Source organism: Streptomyces sp. ALB3 (genome assembly GCF_044385685.1).
GTDB lineage: Bacteria > Actinomycetota > Actinomycetes > Streptomycetales > Streptomycetaceae > Streptomyces.
Genome location: NZ_JBISCE010000008.1, coordinates 788,556 through 807,099, shown reverse-complemented (window position 1 = coordinate 807,099; position 18,544 = coordinate 788,556). Strand labels below are relative to the sequence as shown.

11 protein-coding genes and 2 pseudogenes are annotated in these 18,544 nt (G+C 71.6%); 1 reads left to right on the top strand and 12 read right to left on the bottom strand.

Translation table 11 applies throughout. From position 1 onward, the window contains the following. Positions 1 to 22: 22 nt before the first annotated feature. Positions 23 to 730 (top strand): GH12 family glycosyl hydrolase domain-containing protein, encoded by a 708-nt coding sequence (locus ACHFIV_RS10380; RefSeq protein ID WP_398965863.1) that lies wholly within the window; start codon positions 23 to 25, stop codon positions 728 to 730. Positions 731 to 1,173: 443 nt separating this feature from the next. On the opposite strand, the gene ACHFIV_RS10375 is transcribed toward ACHFIV_RS10380, so the two are convergent. The 12 genes and pseudogenes from ACHFIV_RS10375 to ACHFIV_RS10320 all read right to left on the bottom strand — a co-directional run bounded on the left by ACHFIV_RS10375 (position 1,174) and on the right by ACHFIV_RS10320 (position 18,320). Further along, positions 1,174 to 2,964, bottom strand: coding sequence for an aKG-HExxH-type peptide beta-hydroxylase (locus ACHFIV_RS10375; protein WP_398965860.1), 1,791 nt, complete (start codon positions 2,962 to 2,964; stop codon positions 1,174 to 1,176). A 20-nt stretch (positions 2,965 to 2,984) separates the two neighbouring features. Continuing rightward, on the bottom strand, positions 2,985 to 3,176 hold the full coding sequence (locus ACHFIV_RS10370) for an aldo/keto reductase (protein WP_398965858.1): 192 nt from the start codon (positions 3,174 to 3,176) through the stop codon (positions 2,985 to 2,987). A gap of 99 nt (positions 3,177 to 3,275) precedes the next feature. After that, on the bottom strand, positions 3,276 to 4,361 hold the full coding sequence (locus ACHFIV_RS10365) for an effector-associated domain 2-containing protein (protein ID WP_398965855.1): 1,086 nt from the start codon (positions 4,359 to 4,361) through the stop codon (positions 3,276 to 3,278). Further along, positions 4,358 to 5,524, bottom strand: a complete 1,167-nt coding sequence (locus ACHFIV_RS10360) for a hypothetical protein (protein WP_398965852.1) — start codon at positions 5,522 to 5,524, stop codon at positions 4,358 to 4,360. The genes ACHFIV_RS10365 and ACHFIV_RS10360 overlap by 4 nt, the downstream gene beginning before the upstream one ends. An 89-nt stretch (positions 5,525 to 5,613) precedes the next feature. Next, positions 5,614 to 9,951, bottom strand: coding sequence for an FxSxx-COOH system tetratricopeptide repeat protein (gene fxsT, locus ACHFIV_RS10355; protein WP_398965849.1), 4,338 nt, complete (start codon positions 9,949 to 9,951; stop codon positions 5,614 to 5,616). After that, complete coding sequence (locus tag ACHFIV_RS10350; protein ID WP_398965846.1) at positions 9,951 to 11,003, bottom strand: AAA family ATPase; 1,053 nt, start codon at positions 11,001 to 11,003, stop codon at positions 9,951 to 9,953. The genes fxsT and ACHFIV_RS10350 overlap by 1 nt, the downstream gene beginning before the upstream one ends. Beyond that, entirely contained in the window at positions 11,000 to 12,499 is a 1,500-nt protein-coding gene (locus ACHFIV_RS10345; RefSeq protein ID WP_398965844.1) for a VMAP-C domain-containing protein, read from the bottom strand. The genes ACHFIV_RS10350 and ACHFIV_RS10345 overlap by 4 nt, the downstream gene beginning before the upstream one ends. 181 nt (positions 12,500 to 12,680) lie before the next feature. Continuing rightward, positions 12,681 to 13,688 (bottom strand): LacI family DNA-binding transcriptional regulator, encoded by a 1,008-nt coding sequence (locus ACHFIV_RS10340; RefSeq protein ID WP_398965842.1) that lies wholly within the window; start codon positions 13,686 to 13,688, stop codon positions 12,681 to 12,683. Positions 13,689 to 13,884: 196 nt separating this feature from the next. Continuing rightward, a pseudogene (locus ACHFIV_RS10335) lies at positions 13,885 to 14,850 on the bottom strand (pectinesterase family protein); the annotation flags it as partial. A gap of 215 nt (positions 14,851 to 15,065) precedes the next feature. After that, positions 15,066 to 15,889 (bottom strand): annotated as a pseudogene (locus ACHFIV_RS10330) (ATP-grasp domain-containing protein). An 83-nt stretch (positions 15,890 to 15,972) separates the two neighbouring features. Next, positions 15,973 to 17,427 carry a family 43 glycosylhydrolase gene (locus ACHFIV_RS10325; RefSeq protein WP_398965839.1) on the bottom strand — a complete coding sequence of 485 codons (1,455 nt, stop codon included), beginning with the start codon at positions 17,425 to 17,427 and terminating at the stop codon, positions 15,973 to 15,975. Then, a complete protein-coding gene (locus tag ACHFIV_RS10320; RefSeq protein WP_398966007.1) occupies positions 17,409 to 18,320 on the bottom strand; it encodes an arabinan endo-1,5-alpha-L-arabinosidase in 912 nt (303 codons plus the stop codon). The genes ACHFIV_RS10325 and ACHFIV_RS10320 overlap by 19 nt, the downstream gene beginning before the upstream one ends. Between the last annotated feature and the right edge of the window lie 224 nt (positions 18,321 to 18,544).

The window sequence follows — 18,544 nt, the reverse complement described above, 5'->3', positions numbered from 1 at the left end:
TCCCCACATGGAAGGAACACCCATGGCACGATCCACCCTGACCAGGCTGCTGCTGGCCCCCGCGGCAGCCGTGGCCGCGCTGATCGGCTTCGCGGCGGCTCCCGCCCACGCCGCGATCTGGACCTCGTCGGAGCAGTGGGGCAACCACACCACGTCCGACGGCTACATCCTCTACAACAACATCTGGGGCTCCGGAGCGGGCACCCAGACCATCTGGGCCAACTCGTCGAGCAACTGGGGCGTGACGGCGAACCACCCGAACACCGGCGGCATCAAGTCGTACCCGAACGCCAAGAAGATCGTCAACAAGCCGATCACGTCGCTCTCGTCGCTGACCAGCCGGTACAACGTGACCGTGCCGTCGTCGGGCGCGTACAACACGTCGTACGACATCTGGGACACGGACTACGACTACGAGGTCATGCTCTGGGTGAACCACAACGGCGCGGTCGGCCCCCTCGGCACGTCCCAGGGCACGGTCAGCCTCGGGGGCCACACCTGGGCCGTCTACAAGGGTGACAACGGCGCCAACGAGGTCTTCTCGTTCCTGCGGACCTCCGACTCCTCCTCCGGCTCCGTGGACATCTTGCCGATCCTGAAGTGGATCAAGGACACCAAGGGATGGTGGGGCAACGAGACCATCGGGGACGTCCAGTTCGGCTACGAGATCACCTCGTCGTCCGGCGGCCTGGACTTCACCACCAACGGGTTCGACGTCTCGTCGAGCTGACCCCGTGGGGGGACGGGCCGGGGACGCCCCCGGCCCGTTCTCCGGGCCCGGTACCGGTGGGCTCGCGCAGGCGCCTGGCGCGGGTCACCCGAGGAACTGGCCCGCCGGTGAGCGGACGTGATCGCCGACGGCGTGTCGGAGGCGCCCAGGAACAGTTCGGAGACACGGAGTCCGGTCCTGCCCAGCAGTCGATCCGGCATGACTCCCCGTCCACCTCATGCCGCTGATCTCAGCTACGGCCCCCTCCCGCCCAGGCTCCGGCGCGCCCGCACAGGAGGACATCGACGACAGGATCGCGGCCGGTATCCACGTCTTTCTCCACGGCTACCGGAGCTGAGCCCTCGGACCGCCTCGCATCACCCGAACTCGGGGATCACCACGCAGGAACCATGATCGTCCTGGGCGCCGACCGCCGTACCGGTCTCTCCCCGGCCCGTTCTCCGTCAGCGCACGACGGCGCCGTTGGCGGCCAGCCAGTGGGCGGTGCGCGTCCAGTGTTCGGGGGAGGACGCGTCCAGCAGCGCCGCGAACCGTTCGGGACGGGCGAGCAGACGCCGGTCGCGAGGGTGCAGAGCCGCGTGCGCCAGCAGCCAGCCGGACAGTGCGTGAGGGTCGGACGGCCCGGGGCCGCGCAGCTGTGCGGTGTAGGCGGCACGAGCCCCTTCCGCGTCGCCCGCGACGAGCATCTCATCGGCTGTCGGCGACCGTCCGGCCTCGAACTCCCGCTCCTGGTAGAGGCGGGCACGGTCGTCCCGCCAGTACCGGCGGCCGGGGTCGGGCGCCACCAGCGGCTCACCGCCCCGTACGGGCGCGGCGCCGGACCGCAGCGCCTTGACGAGGGTGTCCTTGTCGTCCTCGGCACAGCGAAGGTTGCGGAGCCGCCACTCCACCCGGTGGCTCATGGCCGACGCCCGCGCCCTGACCACGGCCGAGGGCTCCAGCGGCTCCCTCAGCCAGCCGTCGACGGTGGCGGTCAGCCGGGCGACGAGCCGCAGTCCGGGCCCGGTCAGCCGGGCGCGGGTCGCCAGGGTGCGCAGGACCATACGCGTCTGGAGCCGGAGCAGCGCGAACAGGTACGAGGCCCGTCCGGCCCGCTGTGCGCCGGTGTCCCCGGTCCGCTCCCGCCAGAAGCCGGTGACGCCGACGAAGGCGTACGCACCGTGGAGAAGACCCGGCAGATGGCGGGGATCGGCGCGCCAGGGCGCGTAGTGGAGCTCGGACCGGTCGTCGTCGAGCAGCGGGAAGAGGTGGAGCAGCGCGCCGAGCTTGCTGTGCTGGAATTCGTGGACGAGGGTCTCCGCCAGGGCGAGGCCGTCCGTGGGCCGGGCGATCACCATGGAGGCGAAGGCGTCACCCGTGGAGGCGCTGAGCCCCTCCGCCGGCACGGGGAGCCCGGTGCCGCTCTCCTTGGCGTGCCAGGGCACGATGCGGCTGATCTCCTCGGGCCGCAGACTGCCGGGACCGGTGCCGCCGCCGCGTCGCAGGATGGCCACGGCGTCCGCGAACAGGCGCTGCCACGCGCGCAGTTCCCCGGGCGGCAGCCGGTCGGGGGCTATCGGCTCGTCCAGGTCGCGGTAGGGGTCGAGGTCGTCGAGCTGGACGGGCTCCGCCCCCGGAACCGTCTCCAGCCGGTGCACGGGCAGCCAGTGGGCCGACTCCGGCTCGGTGAGCGGGCGCACGGAGACGCTCCGCCCGTGCGCGGTGCCGACGACGAGGCGGCCCCCGGACACCGACGCGTGTACGGCACGGTAGGCGCCGTCGTCCGGGCCGGGCAGCCGGACCATGCCCAGCGCCGGGATGCTGACGGACGTCCCCCGGGCCGGCAGGAGGAGTCCGGCGTCCGTGCCGGCGCGCACGGCGGCTGCCGCCGCCACGGCGGCGATCTGTCCGGCATCGGCCCACAGGGGTGGTCCCGAGGCCGTCCCGTGCAGCCTGCGCAGTGTGTGGGCGAGCCAGCTGCCGACCTGAGGGCTCAGCAGGAGCGTCTCGACCGGCTGCGGGGCCCGGGCCGCGGCGGACTCCAGCGTGGGCCAGACCGTCCGCGCGTCGAGGGGGCCGAGAACGCCGGGGTCCGCGTCGAGGAGATCGAGGAGCTCGCGCAGCAGCAGGAGACGTCGCGTACGTTCGCCGCGCACCAGGAACGCGACGGCCTCGGGCGAACCGCCTCCGGCGGCGACCTCGTCGAACAGTGGGCCGGGCATACGGATCGGCTCGTACACATCGCTCCCTGTCATGGACGGCTCGTCGCGGCGGGCTATTCCGCCCTTCCCGGTTCGCCTCCGCCTCCCATGGCGTTGCTCCGCGCACGCCGCAGTTCGGCGAGGAGCCGGGGCCCCGCGTGGGGAGCCGGGAGGCGGCGCAGATCGGCGACGCCGACATCGGCCAGATCCATGAGGTCGGACTCGAGGTGATCAGGTGTGCCGACGGCGAGTACCGGCTGGTACAACGCGCTCCCCCTTCGCGAGCGGTGGCACAGGATGCCACCGTTTACTCCATCATGACGACTGAGACCGCTTCCCGAAACCCGTGTGATCACGCCAGCCGATCACATTCCCGGCCCCGGGCCGGCCAGTACGTCATCGACCGCTGAGCTGAGTCCGGCGGCGCGGTCGGGGTCGTCGTCGAGCAGTGTCACTGCGGCGTACAGGTGCCGCAGCCCGTCGGGCCGTCTTCTGAGGGTGCGCACGATTCCGATCACGTCCGTGCGGGGCAACGGGTGTCTCGGCATCCTGGCGACGACGGCCGAGGGCAGCTCGTTGACCAGGGTCTGCCGCTCGTCACGGTCGTTCATCAGTGGATACGCCATCAGTGCGTCGATCAGCCGCCCCAGGGGTGCCACGGGCGCAGGCGCCGGGGCCGGCCGCCTGATGAACGTGTGCTGCGGGCTCTCCAGCCTCAGTCCGGAGTCCTGGCCGGTCGGGCCCGCTGCCCGCAGAGCGTCCATCCGCGCCTTCACGGTCCCGAAGAGGGTCTGGGGGTCAGGCAGCAGTTCGTCCGAAAGCGCGTCCAGGACGATGTCCGAGAACACACCGAGCCGGCGCTCCGGATCGTTGCCGGCCCGCTGTCCGCGGCCTGCCGCGAACATCAGTATCTGCTCGTGCTCGGCGACCCGTGCGCCGGTGGGAAAGCGCTCCGTGGGCAGCGACTGCGGGAAGTGGTGCGCCTCGTCGAAGGTGCGGCACGTGTCGACCATCCACATCTGGACACCGTGACCGGGGGTCACGTCACTTCTCAGCCGGGCGAGGGCGGACTCGAGGTCGATGTTGCGCCGGTCCGCCGACGTGGCGTCGCAGGTGTGGAGCCGTGTGTTGTCGTCCGCGTCCAGCACGCCGTGGCCGCCCCACCAGACCCACAGCGCCTCGTCCCCGCGGTCCGGGATGTCCTCGATGAAGGCGCGCCTCAGCGAGTCGTGGTCGGCCGGGCGGAACGGAACCCCGGGGACACTGCCGGGCAGCGGCGCGAGGTGGAGCTGGATCTGGCTGTCCGGGACTCCCCGGGCCCTCAGCCAGTCGCGGAAGCGCAGGGCGTCCCGGGCGGGTCCCGGAAGGTCCCAGCCGGAGCCGGCGGCGTACTGCTCGATTCCGACGACGAGGGCGAAGACGCGGTCGGGCGGGACGGCTCGGCGGCTCACGGCAGCCGCTCCCCGATCGCGCGGTAGACGCCGGGGTCGGTCCAGTAGGCACTGTGCGCCACGGGGAAGGGCTGCCGGCTGTCCGTGGCGACGTCACGGGCCCGGCCGGGGAAGAGGGGTTCGGCCGCGTAGCCGAGAAGGTCGCGCCGGTCGTGGAGATTCAGCCACGGGGGGACGTGACCGGGCAGGGGGTCCGGATGGGCGAGCGAGGGCAGGGCGCCCGTCTCGTACAGGAAGGGGCCCTGCGAGCCGACGGTCACGAGGAGCGCGACTCCTGGCTGGGAGCCGGATATGAGGGTGTCGAGCGCGATGATGCCGCCGAGGCTGTGCCCGAGAAGCACGACCGGGGGTTCCAGGGCCGCCACGAGGTCCCGCAGTCCCTGACGCAGGTCCTCACCCCTGGCCAGGTACTTGAGTATGTCGCCGGCCGCCGGGTGCGCGGCGTCGGTGAGTGCCCGGCGACGGCGCACGGCGTAGCGGCTGCCGAGGCGCACGAGCGGCCTCCCCGCCATCCGCAGCAGTGGGCCGCGGCCCGTGCCGGCCGGCGCTGCGCCCAGGTGCTCGGCGAGCGCGGTGACAGCCGCGTCCCTGGTGTCACCGCCGCTCTGCACCGGGTTGTCGGCCGCGACGTCCGCGGCGACGACCATGGCGGTCAGTGCCCGGGCCAGCATCCAGGCCAGGTCCTCCCGGTCCAGTGCCTCGGCGGCCGGGCGGAGGAGGGGGCTGCGGGCGAGAGCGGCCGCCGCCTCCCTCAGCCCGGGGCCGAGCGCTGCCACCCGGGGATCCCCCTCCACGGCGAGCCGGCGGAGGAGCGTCCTCGGACGTTCGTCCGGAAAGGCCGCACCTGGTGGTGTCGCGCGTGGGGACGCTCCGGCCGACGCGAGGGCGAGTTCGGCCGTGGGGTCCGCGTACAGCCGGGCCCACTCCTCCGCCTCGTCGCTGTCCTCGGGACCGCCGGTGCTCCGGCCCCACCCGGCCTCGGGCCCGGCCGGAATGCTCGCACCGCCTGCGGCAAGCGTCGCCCCGAACCGCCCGCCCCAGTCGTACGCCGCCAGGCGTGCGCCGGGAGCCGTCGACGCAAGGCCCGCCGTGATCCGTGCGAGCAGGGCGGTCAGATGAGGCTCGCGCACGCCGGTGCCGTGGATGAAGACCACCGTGGTCATACGTACGCCCCCGTTGCTTGTCGCTGCGGTCCGTCCACCGCCCGAGGGCGGTGGACGGACCGACGGTCGTCCGGTCGTGCTCCGGGGCGTCACATCGGCAGCGGTGTGACGTCGAATTCGATGCGCTGGTGGAGCCTGGCCGCGGTGTGCCAGGGGTGGTTCGCACCGAGCACCCGGGCGAGACCCTCCACTGCCTGGGAGTTGAGCCGGTCCGCCTCCTGCGTGTCCCCCAGTCCGCGCTGGTCCAGGGAGAGGTTGGCGGTGCAGGCGAGGGCCAGCGGGTGGGCGGCCCCCGCGGTCTCGGCGAGCTTCGGCAGGACGGCCGCGTCCGCGTCCTTGGCCTGCGCGAAGTCAAGCCGCGCGTAGTGGTCGTTGGCCTTGCACATCCCCGTGACGAGCGTGTTGATGTGCGAGGCCCCCAGAGAGGTCTCCAGCGCCCGCAGCGCCTCGGTGTCCAGCGCCTCGGCCCTGTCGACGTCACCCTGGGCCCGCAGGGTCGCCCCCAGGTTCACCTTCGCGAACTGCGTGTACGGGTGATGCTCGCGAAGCACCTTGCGGTAGGCGGCGAGCGTCTGCTCGCCCAGCTCCAGGGAGCCCGCGAGGTCGCCGTTCAGCCGGCGTTCGACCATGGTGTGGATCGCGGCGCCCAGCGCGTCGGTGTTGTTCAGGCCGTAGCGTGTGGTGAACCGCTCCAGGGTCAGCTCGGCGAGTGCCGCGCCGCCCTCCACCACGCCCGCCCTGCGCCGGCACACGGCGAGGTTGAGGGCGGCGCGGATGGTCGACGCGTTGGTCTCACCGAAATGGGTCACGTAGGTGAGGTAGTTGGACTCCTGCAGGGCGCGCGCGCCGAGGTAGTCGCCCGCCTCCCGGATGTCGCTGGACAGGGCGCTGAGCGTGTTGAGGGTGAGTCCGCTCGCCGGACCGTAGAGGAGCTCCCGCTGTCGCGCGGTCTCCTCGTCGATCTCCCGGGCGGCTCCGAAGCGCCCGTTCAGCCGCAGTGTCACGCAGTAGTCGTGCGCCGCACTCAGGGTCGTGGGGTCCTCGGGCCCGAACAGATCGCTCGCCCGGGTGAACGCCTCCTCAGCCAGACCGCGTGCCTGCTGGAACTCCCCCCGGTGCCGCAGCGCACCGGCCATCTGCCACATGGAGTCGATGAGTTCCTCGTCGGGGATGTCGGCACCGCGCGAGATGGCCAGCGCGCGCTCGTTGTGCACGACGCCCTCGTCGGGCCGCCCGAGCAGCCGCAGGTAGAACCCGAGGAGCTTGGTGATCCGGATGACGTGCAGGTCCTCGTCACCGGACTGGGCGCGCCACGCCGACCAGGCCAGCCGGGCCTGAGCGGCACCCGATTCGTGCGCCCCCCAGTAGTAGAGGAAGAACACCATGTCGTAGACGAGGTCACGGACCCACGCGTCGGAGCTCTCCACCGCCCCGGACGCGATCACGTGCGGGAGGATCGCCTGGTAGGCGGGCCACTGGTCGGGGGAGGCCGGCGCGCCCGGCTTGGCCGTCGTCAGCAGCAGGTGGGCCGCCCGCGTCATCCTGGCCCGTTCCCCCGGGTCCATCCTCGCCACGATCACGTTCTGCATGAGCCGGTGCATCTGCAGGGTGGCGGTCTTGTGGTCCAGCCTCACGAGCGACAGCTTGCTGAGGTCCCGGGTAGCGCGGGCCAGGAGCAGGGGATCGCGCAGGACCGGGTCGAGCTCGGGGGTGACCTCGACGTTGCGTCCGCCCCTGAAGAGGTTGAGGGGGATGGGTTCCGGCGCCATGCAGGCGCAGATCTCCAGGAGTTGGCGTGCCGCCGGATTGTCCTGCGAGAGACGGCCCAGGGAGATGTCCCAGACCGCGGCGACCGGCAGCGGGTAGTCGGGGGACGGGTCGAGTTCGAGGATCTCGGGTCGTCGCTCCTCCAGCAGGCTGAGGTACTCGTCGACCGGCATACCGGTGGCCGCGTGCCAGGCACCCGCCTGCTCCACCGCGAGAGGCAGGTCACCGAGCGCCGCGGCGAGCCGGTCGGCGTCACGGAAGCTGAGGCCGCGGGCGCGGCGCTGCAGCAGCGCGACGCTCTCCTCCCGGTCGAACACGTCGACGCTGAGGGGCGTGGCGACGCGTTCCCACTCGCGGTTGCGGGAGGTGACGATGATCTTCCCGGGCCCTCCGTTCGGGAAGTACGACCGGACGGCCTCGATGTCCTCGGCGTTGTCGAAGACCAGCAGCCAGTTGTCGAACGGCTTGCCCGTGCGGAGCGCCTCGCGCACGGCGGGCACCGCGGCGTTGGCCTGCGGTCCCACTTCCAGGCCGAGGCTGCGGGCCAGGTCGGCCAGGGCGCCCAGGATCAGGTTCTCCTGTTCCGAGGGGATCCACCAGATGACGTTGAACTCACCGCTGTGGCGGTACACGTACTCCACGGCGATCTGCGACTTGCCGACACCGCCCATGCCGTGGAGCGCGTGCGGCAGGACGGCGGTGGTCTCGTCCTCCCGCAACTGCCGCTCCACGGCGTCCAGAAGGCTTTCCCGTCCGGTGAAGTTCGGGTTCTTCGGTGGCACGTTGCCCATGATCTTGGGCTGGCCCGTGCGGACGAACCGTAGTTCCGGAGCCGTGGTGGGCGTACGCTCGTCGGCCCTCCGGGCATCCGGCTCGGTGTCTACGGGTGGTGTCGTGGGCGACACAGATCCTCCTGGTGGGACCGTCGAATGCGACGGGGAAGCGGGGCCATGCTCATTCACATCAGATGCCTCTTTATCATCTCTTGACACCCCCGCAGACGCTCCCGCGCCGTGCAGCAGCTCGCCGTGCACACGCGCCGCGCGCCGCCGGTACGGCAAGCCGCCCAGGGCCCGCAGCACGGCCAGTTCGATGCGCGGCCACGCCGGTCCGGCCCCGCTGTCCGGAAGTGCCGCCTGCGCCGGGTCGCGCAGCGCCGCGCGTAGCCGCACGCCTTGGGTCCGGCCGGTCCGCGACTCGGCCAGAAGCCCCACCGCGCGGGCGAGTTGGGTGCGGTTGCCGGTGGCCAGCAACGCCTCGCGGATGCCGTCGGCGAAGTCGGGGCCGTCCTCGCCGTCCCGCTCCCAGTCGATGAGGCCGCCCATCATCACTTCGGCCAGGTGCTCGGGACGGGACTCGGGGAAGGCGCGCGCCCGCAGCTCCTCGATGACGTCGAACCGCAGCGGGGCGACCGCCAGCAGGACGGCGAGGTGCCGGGCGAGCGGACTGGCCAGCGCGACGAACCTGCGCACCGCGTCCGCCGCCGCGCGGGGGCCGTCGATCCTCGGTGCCCGGAGTCCGGCCGCGGCCACACCCTTGGCCATCGCACCGGCCAGCACCACGGGCAGCGTCCGCCGCACGCCACGTTCGCCGGTGACCAGGTCCGCCCAGGCACGGAACGAACCGGGGCGCAGGCTGAGAACCGGCACCGGCACGGAGCCGTCACCCGTGTCGGGCAGGTGGTGGGCGTGTTCGGGCACCCCCTGGGGCGGATGGCAGAGGAAGTGGCGGTTCAGCGCGCCGAATCCGGCGGCGTCGAGCCGGGCCCGGAACGGGTAGACCGAGGAGCGGTGGCGCAGATACGGCGGCAGCAGGTGGACGAGTGCCGTCGGCCCGGACGAGGAGAGCCGCCCCAGCAGTTCGTCGGCGCCGCCCTCGGCCCAGCCCGGAGCCAGTCCGTCGGTCACCACGAGGAACAGTCGCGAGCCGCGGCCGTCCAGCAGCTCCGCGGGATCGGCGCGCCGGTTACCGGGCCAGCGCAGGACGGGCGCCGCCCCACCGGGCAGCGACACGTCGACCGTACGGACGTCCCGGAAGGCCCCGCTGCGCACGGCTTCGTCCGACAGCTGACGTAAGGAGTCCTCCCACACGGGCATGGTGGGCGCGGTGTCGACGAGCAGCATCAGATCGAACGCGCGTTCCTGGACCGGGTCGAGATAGGGGATCCACAGCCCGTCGATCACGCCGTTCTCGGCGGTGCGTGCCTCGTCGAGCCGGCTTTCGTGCCGCGAGGGGACACGCCGGCCCAGTCCGCGCAGGGCCTTGGCCAACGGCAGAGGCACCCCACGCCGTACGGGGCGCACCTCCTCCGGCAGGACGGTGTCGGGCGGGCCGTGCCTCAGGGCGAGCGCGTCGGCCAGGCCGACGTCCAGCAGCTCGACATCCGGGTGGCTCACGGCGGCCACGGCGTCCTGTGCTCCGCCCTGGACGGAGGGTGGAGCCGCGACCTCGGGAAGCCCGCTCCCCACGTCGCCGGGTAAGGGCGCGGGGCCCCGGCCCGTCTCCCCGTCCGCGTCGCGGCCCGCCCGGCGCCAGGCCGCCGCGAGCCATACGGCGTCGGCGAGGTCCTGCCAGCTCACTCCGCCGTCCGTCTCGTGGACGGCGGAGTCGCCCGGCGCGAGGGCCGCGTCCGGGGCGCGCTCTCTTGGCGAGCCGTTCATCAGCGGCCCTTCGAGAGGTCGCGGAGGAGCATCTCGATCAGCTTGCGCCCGTCGCTGTCGGCCCGGAATCCATGCGCCGTGGTGAGCTGCACGGCGTTCAGCAACTGATCGACGGACTGGGTCCCTCCGCCGTCCAGGCGCCTGACGAAGTCGTCCACGAGGGCCTCGACGCCCTCGGGGCGGCGTCCCAGATGACTGATGACGATGGAGACGAGCTGCTCGCGGCTCGGCGGGCGCATCTCCAGCGGAAGACAGCGGCGCCTGAAGGCGGCCGGGAACTCGCGCTCGCCGTTGCTCGTGATCACGACGACGGGGAACTCCGCGCACTCGACCCGGCCGGCCTGGATGACGGCTCTGCCCCGGGGGTCATCGGTGAAGACGGACACCTCGGCCGCGCCGGCGCGCACCAGCTCCGGGATCTCGTAGCTGCCGTTCTCCAGGACGTGGAGCAGGTCGTTGGGCAGGTCGATGTCGCTCTTGTCCAGCTCGTCGACGAGCAGGACCCTGGGGCGCTCGTGGGCCAGCAGGGCCGTCCCCAGCGGGCCGAGGGTGACGAAGTCCCCGAGATCGGGAGCTCCTCCCCTCTCGCCCTCCGCCTCCGGCGTCCCTCCGGCACGCCATGCGGCGATGGCCTGGGCCCTGCCGATGGCGTCGTACTCGTACAGCCCGCCGCGCAGTGTGGTGCGGCTGACGATGCTCCACGGCAGCACCCTGCCGAGCCCGAGTTCCTGAGCGATCAGATAGGCGAGGGTGGACTTGCCGACTCCGGGCGGGCCCGTGATCAGCAGGGGGCGGCGCAGCAGGAGTGCGGCGTTGACCGCGTTGATCTCCTCCTCGCGTAACTGCGGGCCCTCCTGCACGGTGCCGAGCCGGCGCAGCGCCGACTGCGCGTCGTCCGGGGGACCCTGTTGCAGCGGACTCCCGGCGAACACCCGCCAGGGCGGTGGCTGAGGCAGGCCGGGCGGGCCGCCGGCGGGGGGACGCCCCGTCGCGTGGAACACCCTCCAGGGCGGTGGGGTGACGGACTGCGCTGCCGAGACCTGCTCGGTCATGCTGTCAACTCCTCGCAGTCGACCAGGCGGTACGGGTCGTCCCAGAAGAACGCCATGTGCTTACCCACGGAGAGGCTGTCGCGACCCAACTCCTCCGCCTCCTTGCGGATCTGACTGACTTTCGACGGCAGTTGCGAGGGCGGGTGGGCGAGCAGCAGGGTGAGCACCTGTCCGGCCAGATCCGGACTGTCCGCCCTGCGGTCCCAGGCTGCCACACCGACCCCCTGCTCGATGGCGATGATCAGAGCGTCGAGACCGTGGCCGGGCAGTGCGGGAACGTCGAGTATGACCGCGGTCAGACGCGGGTTCGCCGCGAGGCCGGCACGCCAGCGTTCCAGACGGTCGCCCTGTTCCCCGTGCCACCGGTGGGCCTCCGCCACGCCCACCTTCTTGAACTGCGTCCAGCGGGCCCGCCACCGGCCGAGCTCCGCAGGGTCGCGGGCCCTCATGCGCTCGAGGCTCCGCAGATGGACATGGTAGCGAAGACCGATCGGCACCGGGACACGTGAGCGCGTACCCAGCTCGATGCGGGCCATGTCGTGATTCAGGTACTGGAACGGCAGGACGAATTCCACTTCGATCGGTGGATCGTTCTCGCTCTCCCCGACATCCGCCCAGCGTGAGGCACCCCGGCTGAGCGCGCGTTCCACCGCTCCCGCCAGGGTGTCCATGCTCACGCGCTCGATGTCCCCGGCCACAGGCTCCCAGTATCCGGGCGACGCGTTGACCCAATGGCGTACGTAGACATCAGCCGAACTGTCGTCCGCGGGCTCCACCATGACGACGAGACAACGGGACACCTGGGGATCGGCGGGCGGCCGGGCCGCGATCGTGCGCCTGCGCTCCTCGAGCGCCCGCACGACGTCCGCACCGACTCCGCGGGCCCATGCGTCCGACCAGTCCCTGAGCGCCTCCCGGGACGCCGGCTGCGCCAAGGACGCCACGGCCTCGACGAGCACCAGCGCCGGAGGAAGACCGTCGGCCTGGGTGTTGACGCCGCACAGGTGGTCGAAGAGTGCCGCCGGTGTGCGGCCGTACGGTGCCCCGGCCCCCAGCTCGTGGTCGAGCACGGCATGTACACGGGCCTCGCCGACGCGCCACGCGTCGCCGAGCAGCCGATGCGCCTCCCGCACCTCCCTGTCGGTGAACTCCGATGAGGCGGCCACGACTTGTTCATCGGTCCGCGCGGTCTCCGCGATCCTCATCAGCTGGCGCGCGCAGTCGGGTCCCGCGATGATCCCCACGCTGAAGGTCAGCGCCGCGAGGCCCTTGTCGTATTTCAGCAGTTCCCTGGCGAAGGACAGCATGTCGGCCCGGGGATTGGTCCGCGGGTAGTTGATCTCCGCGCCGAGCTGCTCCGCGACGAAGGCGATGAACTGGGCGCACTGGTCGCGGTCCGTCACGAAGTCCTGTACGCACAGGAAGTTGACGAGCCCTCCGACGAGTCGCGCCCTGGCCTCATCCGGCTCCCCCGGTCCGAGCAGCCCGTTCACCACCACCGACCACCCCCGTCGAGCCGGTACCGCCTGTATGACCGATCGCGAAGTTATCACGCGGGATCTTCAGCAACCAGGCTGATTCCAGGCCCCGTTGGCCTCCCGCAGCCCGTACGTACCGCCCCGGCGTCAACGCGCGACAGCGCATACCACCCGTACGAGTGATTCGGTTCCAAGCCGCTCAGACCGGGGCAGGCCCCGTACTCGCACGTACCGTCAGTACGGGCTCCAGCAGCTCCACCTCGTCCGTGCCCCGCCCGGCGAGCTTCGCCACCACCTGCTCCACCGCGCGACGCCCCATCTCCTGCGCCGGGATGGCCACGGAGGTGAGCCGGACCGAGGCCTGGGTGGCCACCTGCTCGGGGCAGACGGCGACGACGGACACGTCCTCCGGCACGGCGCGCCCCTGCTGCTGGAGCAGGTTGAGCAGGGGCTCGACGGCGGCCTCGTTCTGGACGATGAATCCGGTCGTGCCCGGCCGTTCGTCGAAGATCCGGCCGAGCGTGCCGGCCATGGCGGCGTATCCGCCCTCGCAGGGACGGTGCAGGATCCGCATCCCCGCCTCCTGCGCCTTGGCCCGGATGCCGTCCACGGTCCGTTCGGCGAAGCCGGTGTGCCGCTCGTAGACGGCGGCCGCTTCGCCGATCACCGCGACCTCGCGGTGTCCGAGGCCGGCCAGGTGGTCCACGCAGAGCGCGCCGGTGGCCTCGAAGTCGAGGTCCACACAGGTCAGCCCGGAGGTGTCGGCCGGCAGGCCGATGAGGACGGCGGTCCGGCCCGAGTCGCGGAGCAGCGGAAGCCGTTCGTCGTGCAGCTCGACGTCCATCAGGATCATCGCGTCCGCCATCGAACTCCCGGCGATCCGCCGGACGGCCGCCGGCCCTTCCTCGCCGGTGAGCAGCAGGACGTCGTAACCGTGGGTGCGGGCGCCGGTGGCGACGGCGATCGCGATCTCCATCATCACCGGCACGTACATGTCCGTGCGCAGCGGCACCATGAGCGCGATGATGTTGGACCGGCTGCTCGCGAGGGCCCGGGCACCTGCGTTGGGGTGGTAGCCCAGCTGCTGGATACTGTTCTCCACCCGTTCCCGGGTGGAGGCCGAGATCGACCGCTTGCCGCTGAGGACGTAGCTCACCGTGCTCGCGGAGACTCCGGCGTGCTGGGCTACCTCGGCAAGCGTGACCATTCGGCTTCTCCCCTACAGATGGTGACCGCAAGGGAGAGCGGGTGAAGCGCTTCGACAGCGCCTTGCTGTGCTCCCCTTCGCACTCTGACATGCACAGACACCGTGGAGCCTAGACTCGCTCACAGGCACTGTCCATAGGGGAGTCGAAGCGCTTCGACCGTGGGTGCCTCATCGATTCGCTGCCGCACACCGTGACTCAGGACGCCGAAGGTGTCCAGCCTGCCAGCCAGTCGGCGGTCTCCTGCCCCGCGGCCTGGGAGTCGGTGAGCTGCGGCCGGTTGCTGCCGGCCGGGCCGGAGCCGGGCCCTGTGTTCCGGTACTCGGCGAAGCGGTCGTCCTTCCACGAGAAGCCGCTCATGTCCGTCCAGGGGGCCGCTTTGACCGCCGCTCCGAGTGTCGAGTCGCGGAAGGTGGCCATCGGGTCGAGCGAGGCGTCGCCGCCCGCGTGCCACGGCCGGCCGAGGTGGAAGGACGACGCGGAGACGTCGCCGTTGACGGTGGACCGGGTGATGAGGAAGCCCTTGCGGTCGGCCGCGGTGCTGGGTGCGGTGATGTAGCCGGCGGAGCTGCCGTCCCACCGCTTCTTCAGCGTGATGACCGACTTGTCGATCACCGCGGTGGCGCGTCCGAAGATGAAGTCGACGTTGCCGACGACGTACGAGTTCGTCATGTAGACGCGTCCGAGCGCCGCTTTGGACGCGGTGTCCAGCAGCAGGGTGTCCTGGTCGCCGGTGACGATCACGGAGTCGAGCAGGACCTTGTCCGCGGCTGTCCGCAGGGCCACGGCCTGAAGTCCGCTCATGTGCTGGTTGGCGGCCTCGTCGAAGTCGTTGGAGATCGTGAGGTTGCGGGCCTGGAAGCCGTCGGCCTCGGCCGCGACGGTCGCGCTGCCGCTGGTGCCGTAGGTGCCCGAGCCGTCGGGCTTCCGGGTGCCGGAGGCGTTGTTGTAGACGATGACGGTGTCGTTGCGGCTGGAACCGCTGCCCTGGAGGGTGACGTTCTGCTTGGTCGAGGGGATCTTCACCAGTTCGCGGTAGGTGCCGGGGCGGATGGAGACGACGACCCGTGCGGTGTTGCCCGCGGGGATCGCGTTCACCGCCGCCTGCACGGTGGTGTACTGCCCGCTGCCGTCCTTGGCGACGGTGAGGGTGGTCGCCGCCTCGGTGCCGGACGCCGGCCCGGAGGCCCAGACCGATGCGGCGGTCAGGAGCGCCGCCGCGCCTGCCGTCATCGCGCTGCGGGGTCCCGGGTGGAGAGCGGTGCGCCGTCGTGGAATGGCTGCCATGGCCTGGTCCGTTCGTCGGGAAGAGGTGGGGTTCCGGCCAGTAGTCGCCGCGGCGACGCCGAAGGTTGCCGGGCCCGGTGCCACACGCGCGGCTACGGCGCCGAGGTTGCCGGGCCCCGCTGCCACGCCCGCCGGAAAGGCGCGTCCCGTGCCCGGACTCCGGCACACGGGCCCGCCGCGCGGAGCACCACGTCCAGGGCGCGGGCGGGGTCGGCGGCGTACAGGTTGCTGAACCAGGCCATGTTGGCCTCGACCACCGCCCACCGCCCCTCCCCCGCACCGCCCTCCACGCGCATCAGCCCGACGTCGAGCACCACCCCGCTGGGCAGAGTTCCCGCGCACACCTCGGCCAGACGCCCGGCGAACGCGCGTACCGCGGGCTCGTCCGCATGGCCGTCCAGCGGCGCCACGTCCAGCCGGCCGAAGCAGGCGTACTGCGAGCCGGTCCGTATCTCCCCGTCGAGCAGATGGAGCCGGAACTCCCTCACCCAGGTGACGACTTCGCTGATCTGGACGAGCGGGTCCTCCTGCGGTCCTGCGGGGATCCGCAGGGCCGCGCCGTCCGCGTACACGGCGGCCGGGAAGCTCTTGTCGGCAGGAGGCTTCGCGAAGAGCGGGCCCGGTGTGCGGCGGGCCTCGCTGAGCGGTACGCGGCGGACGCGGCGGCCGGTGAACGCGTACGGCAGGGCGTCGAGCCAGCCGTCGTCCGGTTCGAGGAGCGCGACGCCGAGCGTCCGGCGGCCGAGGTCCCGAAGAGCGGTCCCCCGTAGTAGTGCGCCCGGGCGCTCTCCGGCGGCCGGGCCGGCAGACCGTGACGCGGCAGGACGGTGACGTCCATGCCGCGCTCCCGCGCCGCACCGGCGAGGAGGGTGGCCGTGGTGGAGCGGTGCGGGGCGAGGGCGAGGAGATCAGCCATGCCGCCGCAGCTTACGGGTGCCGGGCCCGCGAGCTGCGGCGCGCCTCGGGAGACCGGTAGGGCCTCCCGAGGCATGCACGATCTCAGGAGGCAGGCAGCAGCTTGAACTGCTGGCAGTGGTTGTTCAGCCACGTCCACTGCCGTATGTCGGCGCCGTCGGCCGCCGAGCAGTCCGCCACGTCGGCGACCTTCCCGGTGGCCTGGTTGACGATGCGCACCCAGCCCCCCGCCTCGGTGGTGAGGAAGCGGAAGCGCTGGCAGGTGTTGTCGAGCCACGACCACTGACGCAGGTCCGCGCCGTCGGCCGCCGAGCAGTCCGCCGTGTCCAGCACCTTCCCCGAAGCGACGTTCACCAGCCTGCTCGTGTCGTCCCCCCGGTCGTCGACGCGCCACCGCTGCTTGGCGCTGCCGTCGCACGTCCACTGCCGGACATCGGCCCCGTCGGCGGTCGAGGCACCGCTCACGTCGAGGCACTTCCCGGTGGCCCGGCTGACCACGGTGTACGCCGCCGGGGTGGCCGCCGTCTCGCCGGCGGGCCCGGGGAGTGCCGTACCGAGGGCGACGGGCGTGCCCAGGCCCGGGGTGCCGTCGGAGTTCCAGCCGAACTTCTGCGCACGCGCGGTACGCCCGTTGTCGCAGCCGTCGGACGCCGAGTCGTTGGCGTGGTAGACGATCCAGCTCTCCGTGCCGTCGGGCGAGGTGAAGAAGCCGTTGTGCCCAGGCCCGTAGACCCCGGCGGCGTCGTCCCGCTGGAAGACCGGGGTGGACTTCTTCGTCCACGAGGACGCGGAGAGCGGGTCGGATCCGGTCAGGGTGAGCTGCCCCAGCTTGTAGTCGGGTGTCCAGCAGCCGCTGGCGGAGTAGACGATGAACGTCTTCCCGCCCCGCTGGAGCACCTCGGCCCCCTCGTTGACCGCGCCTCCGGATCTCTCCCAGTCGTGGGTGGGCCTCGAGATCGTCGAGAACGGGCCGCCGAGCGTGTACGGGTTCGACATCGGGGCGATGACGAGGTTCTGCGTACCGCCTCCGCTCGCGCTCCCCAGCAGGTACATGGACCCGTTGACGGTGAGCACGCTCGGATCCAGCATCCAGGTGCTGCCCAGCTGGCTCTTGTACGTGTAGGGGCCCATCGGGTCCGGGCCCGCGCTCTGCAGCACGTGTACGCGCTGTGTGGGGTTGTAGTCGGTGACGTTCTGTCCGGCCACGTGGTACAGGTACCAGCGACCGCCCGAGTAGTGCAGTTCGGGTGCCCAGATGTTGCAGCAGCGCGAAGCGGCGTCACCCTGCCACACCTGCACGCTGGGCGCGGTCGAAAGACCGGCCAGTGTCGGTGACTTCCTCATGGTGATGACGTCGGTCCAGCTCGTCGACACCAGGTGGTAGTTGCCGTCGTGGTAGGAGATCCAGGGGTCGGCGCCCTTCTGGTTCTTGACCGGGTTGGTGTACGGACGGCCCTCGGCCGCCGACGCCGACGTGGGCTGCCCCAGGGCGAGCGCCAGCAGGAGGGCGCTCAGCAGGGTCAGTAGGCGACGGGCCATCCGCTGCTCCAGTTCAGGAGGTTGACGCCGAGCTTCGGGGTGCCGTTGTCCTGGCCGTCGTAGTAGTGGTAGACGAGCAGGTCGCCGTCGGAGTCCGCCAGGACCGACTGGCCGCCGGGGCCGATGAAGCGGCCGTGCGACTCCATGACGGGCGTGCCGCCGTTGCTGAGCATGCTGACGCCGTTGCGGTCCTTGTAGGGCCCGGTGACGCTGGTCGCCCTGCCCACTTTGATCTTGTACGTCGAGCTGGTGCCGGCGCAGCAGGTGTCGTACGAGGCGAAGAGGTAGTAGTACCCGTTGCGCTTCACGAGGGAGGGTGCCTCGACCGCCTTGGTGCCGGTGGGCCGGGAGGCGAGCGAGCGGCGGGTGGTGTCGCCGGCGTACTGCTTTCCGGTCGTCGGGTCGATCCGGATCATCTTGATCCCGGTCCACCAGGAGCCGAAGGACAGCCACCACTTGCCGTCGTCGTCCACGAACAGGTTGGGGTCGATGGCGTTGTAGTCGCTCGACGTGCTCGACGTGTACACGATGCCGTAGTCGCTCCAGCTGCCGGCCTGCCCGGTGGTGGAGGCCGCCAGGCCGATGGCCGACTTGTTCGAGCCGAAGGAGGAGACGGCGTAGTACATCAGGTACTTGCCGCCGCGGTACGAGATGTCCGGGGCCCAGGGGTCGGAGGCGGAGGAGTAGTTCTTCCACCAGCTCGGCTTGGTGGTGAAGGCGTTCCCCGAGCGGCCGAAGGCCGTGCGGTCGGTCGAGGTGCGGAGCTGGAGCCCTTCACCGGTCGAGTAGAGCAGGTACTGGCCGGACGGGCTGCGGACCATGCTGGGGTCGTGGACGACGACGTCGCCGTTGACGGCGCCCGGGTTCGGGTAGGCGGACGCGCTGCCCGGCATGAGGGCCAGCAGAAAGGCGGCGGGGAGCACGGCGAGGGTTCCCCTCAGAGTGCGGCTCACGAGGATCCTCCTGAAGGTCGGGGACGGGGCGTGCACCCAGCAGTCGCCACCGGCTCGCCATCGGTTGCCGCGCGGAGCCCCCTTTCACCGAAAGACCGGACGTCGTACGGGATATCGAACGACACTGTCTTCCAAGGGAGTCACGGAGGGCCGGGCACACAGCC

Bases quoted from the DNA above. Each gene is read 5' to 3' on its own strand.
- ACHFIV_RS10380 (WP_398965863.1), top strand. From the start codon at position 23: ATGGCACGATCCACCCTGACCAGGCTGCTGCTGGCCCCCGCGGCAGCC.
- ACHFIV_RS10375 (WP_398965860.1), bottom strand. From the start codon at position 2,964: ATGACAGGGAGCGATGTGTACGAGCCGATCCGTATGCCCGGCCCACTG.
- ACHFIV_RS10360 (WP_398965852.1), bottom strand. From the start codon at position 5,524: ATGACCACGGTGGTCTTCATCCACGGCACCGGCGTGCGCGAGCCTCAT.
- fxsT (WP_398965849.1), bottom strand. From the start codon at position 9,951: ATGAACGGCTCGCCAAGAGAGCGCGCCCCGGACGCGGCCCTCGCGCCG.
- ACHFIV_RS10350 (WP_398965846.1), bottom strand. From the start codon at position 11,003: ATGACCGAGCAGGTCTCGGCAGCGCAGTCCGTCACCCCACCGCCCTGG.
- ACHFIV_RS10340 (WP_398965842.1), bottom strand. From the start codon at position 13,688: ATGGTCACGCTTGCCGAGGTAGCCCAGCACGCCGGAGTCTCCGCGAGC.
- ACHFIV_RS10325 (WP_398965839.1), bottom strand. From the start codon at position 17,427: ATGGCCCGTCGCCTACTGACCCTGCTGAGCGCCCTCCTGCTGGCGCTC.
- ACHFIV_RS10320 (WP_398966007.1), bottom strand. From the start codon at position 18,320: ATGCCGGGCAGCGCGTCCGCCTACCCGAACCCGGGCGCCGTCAACGGC.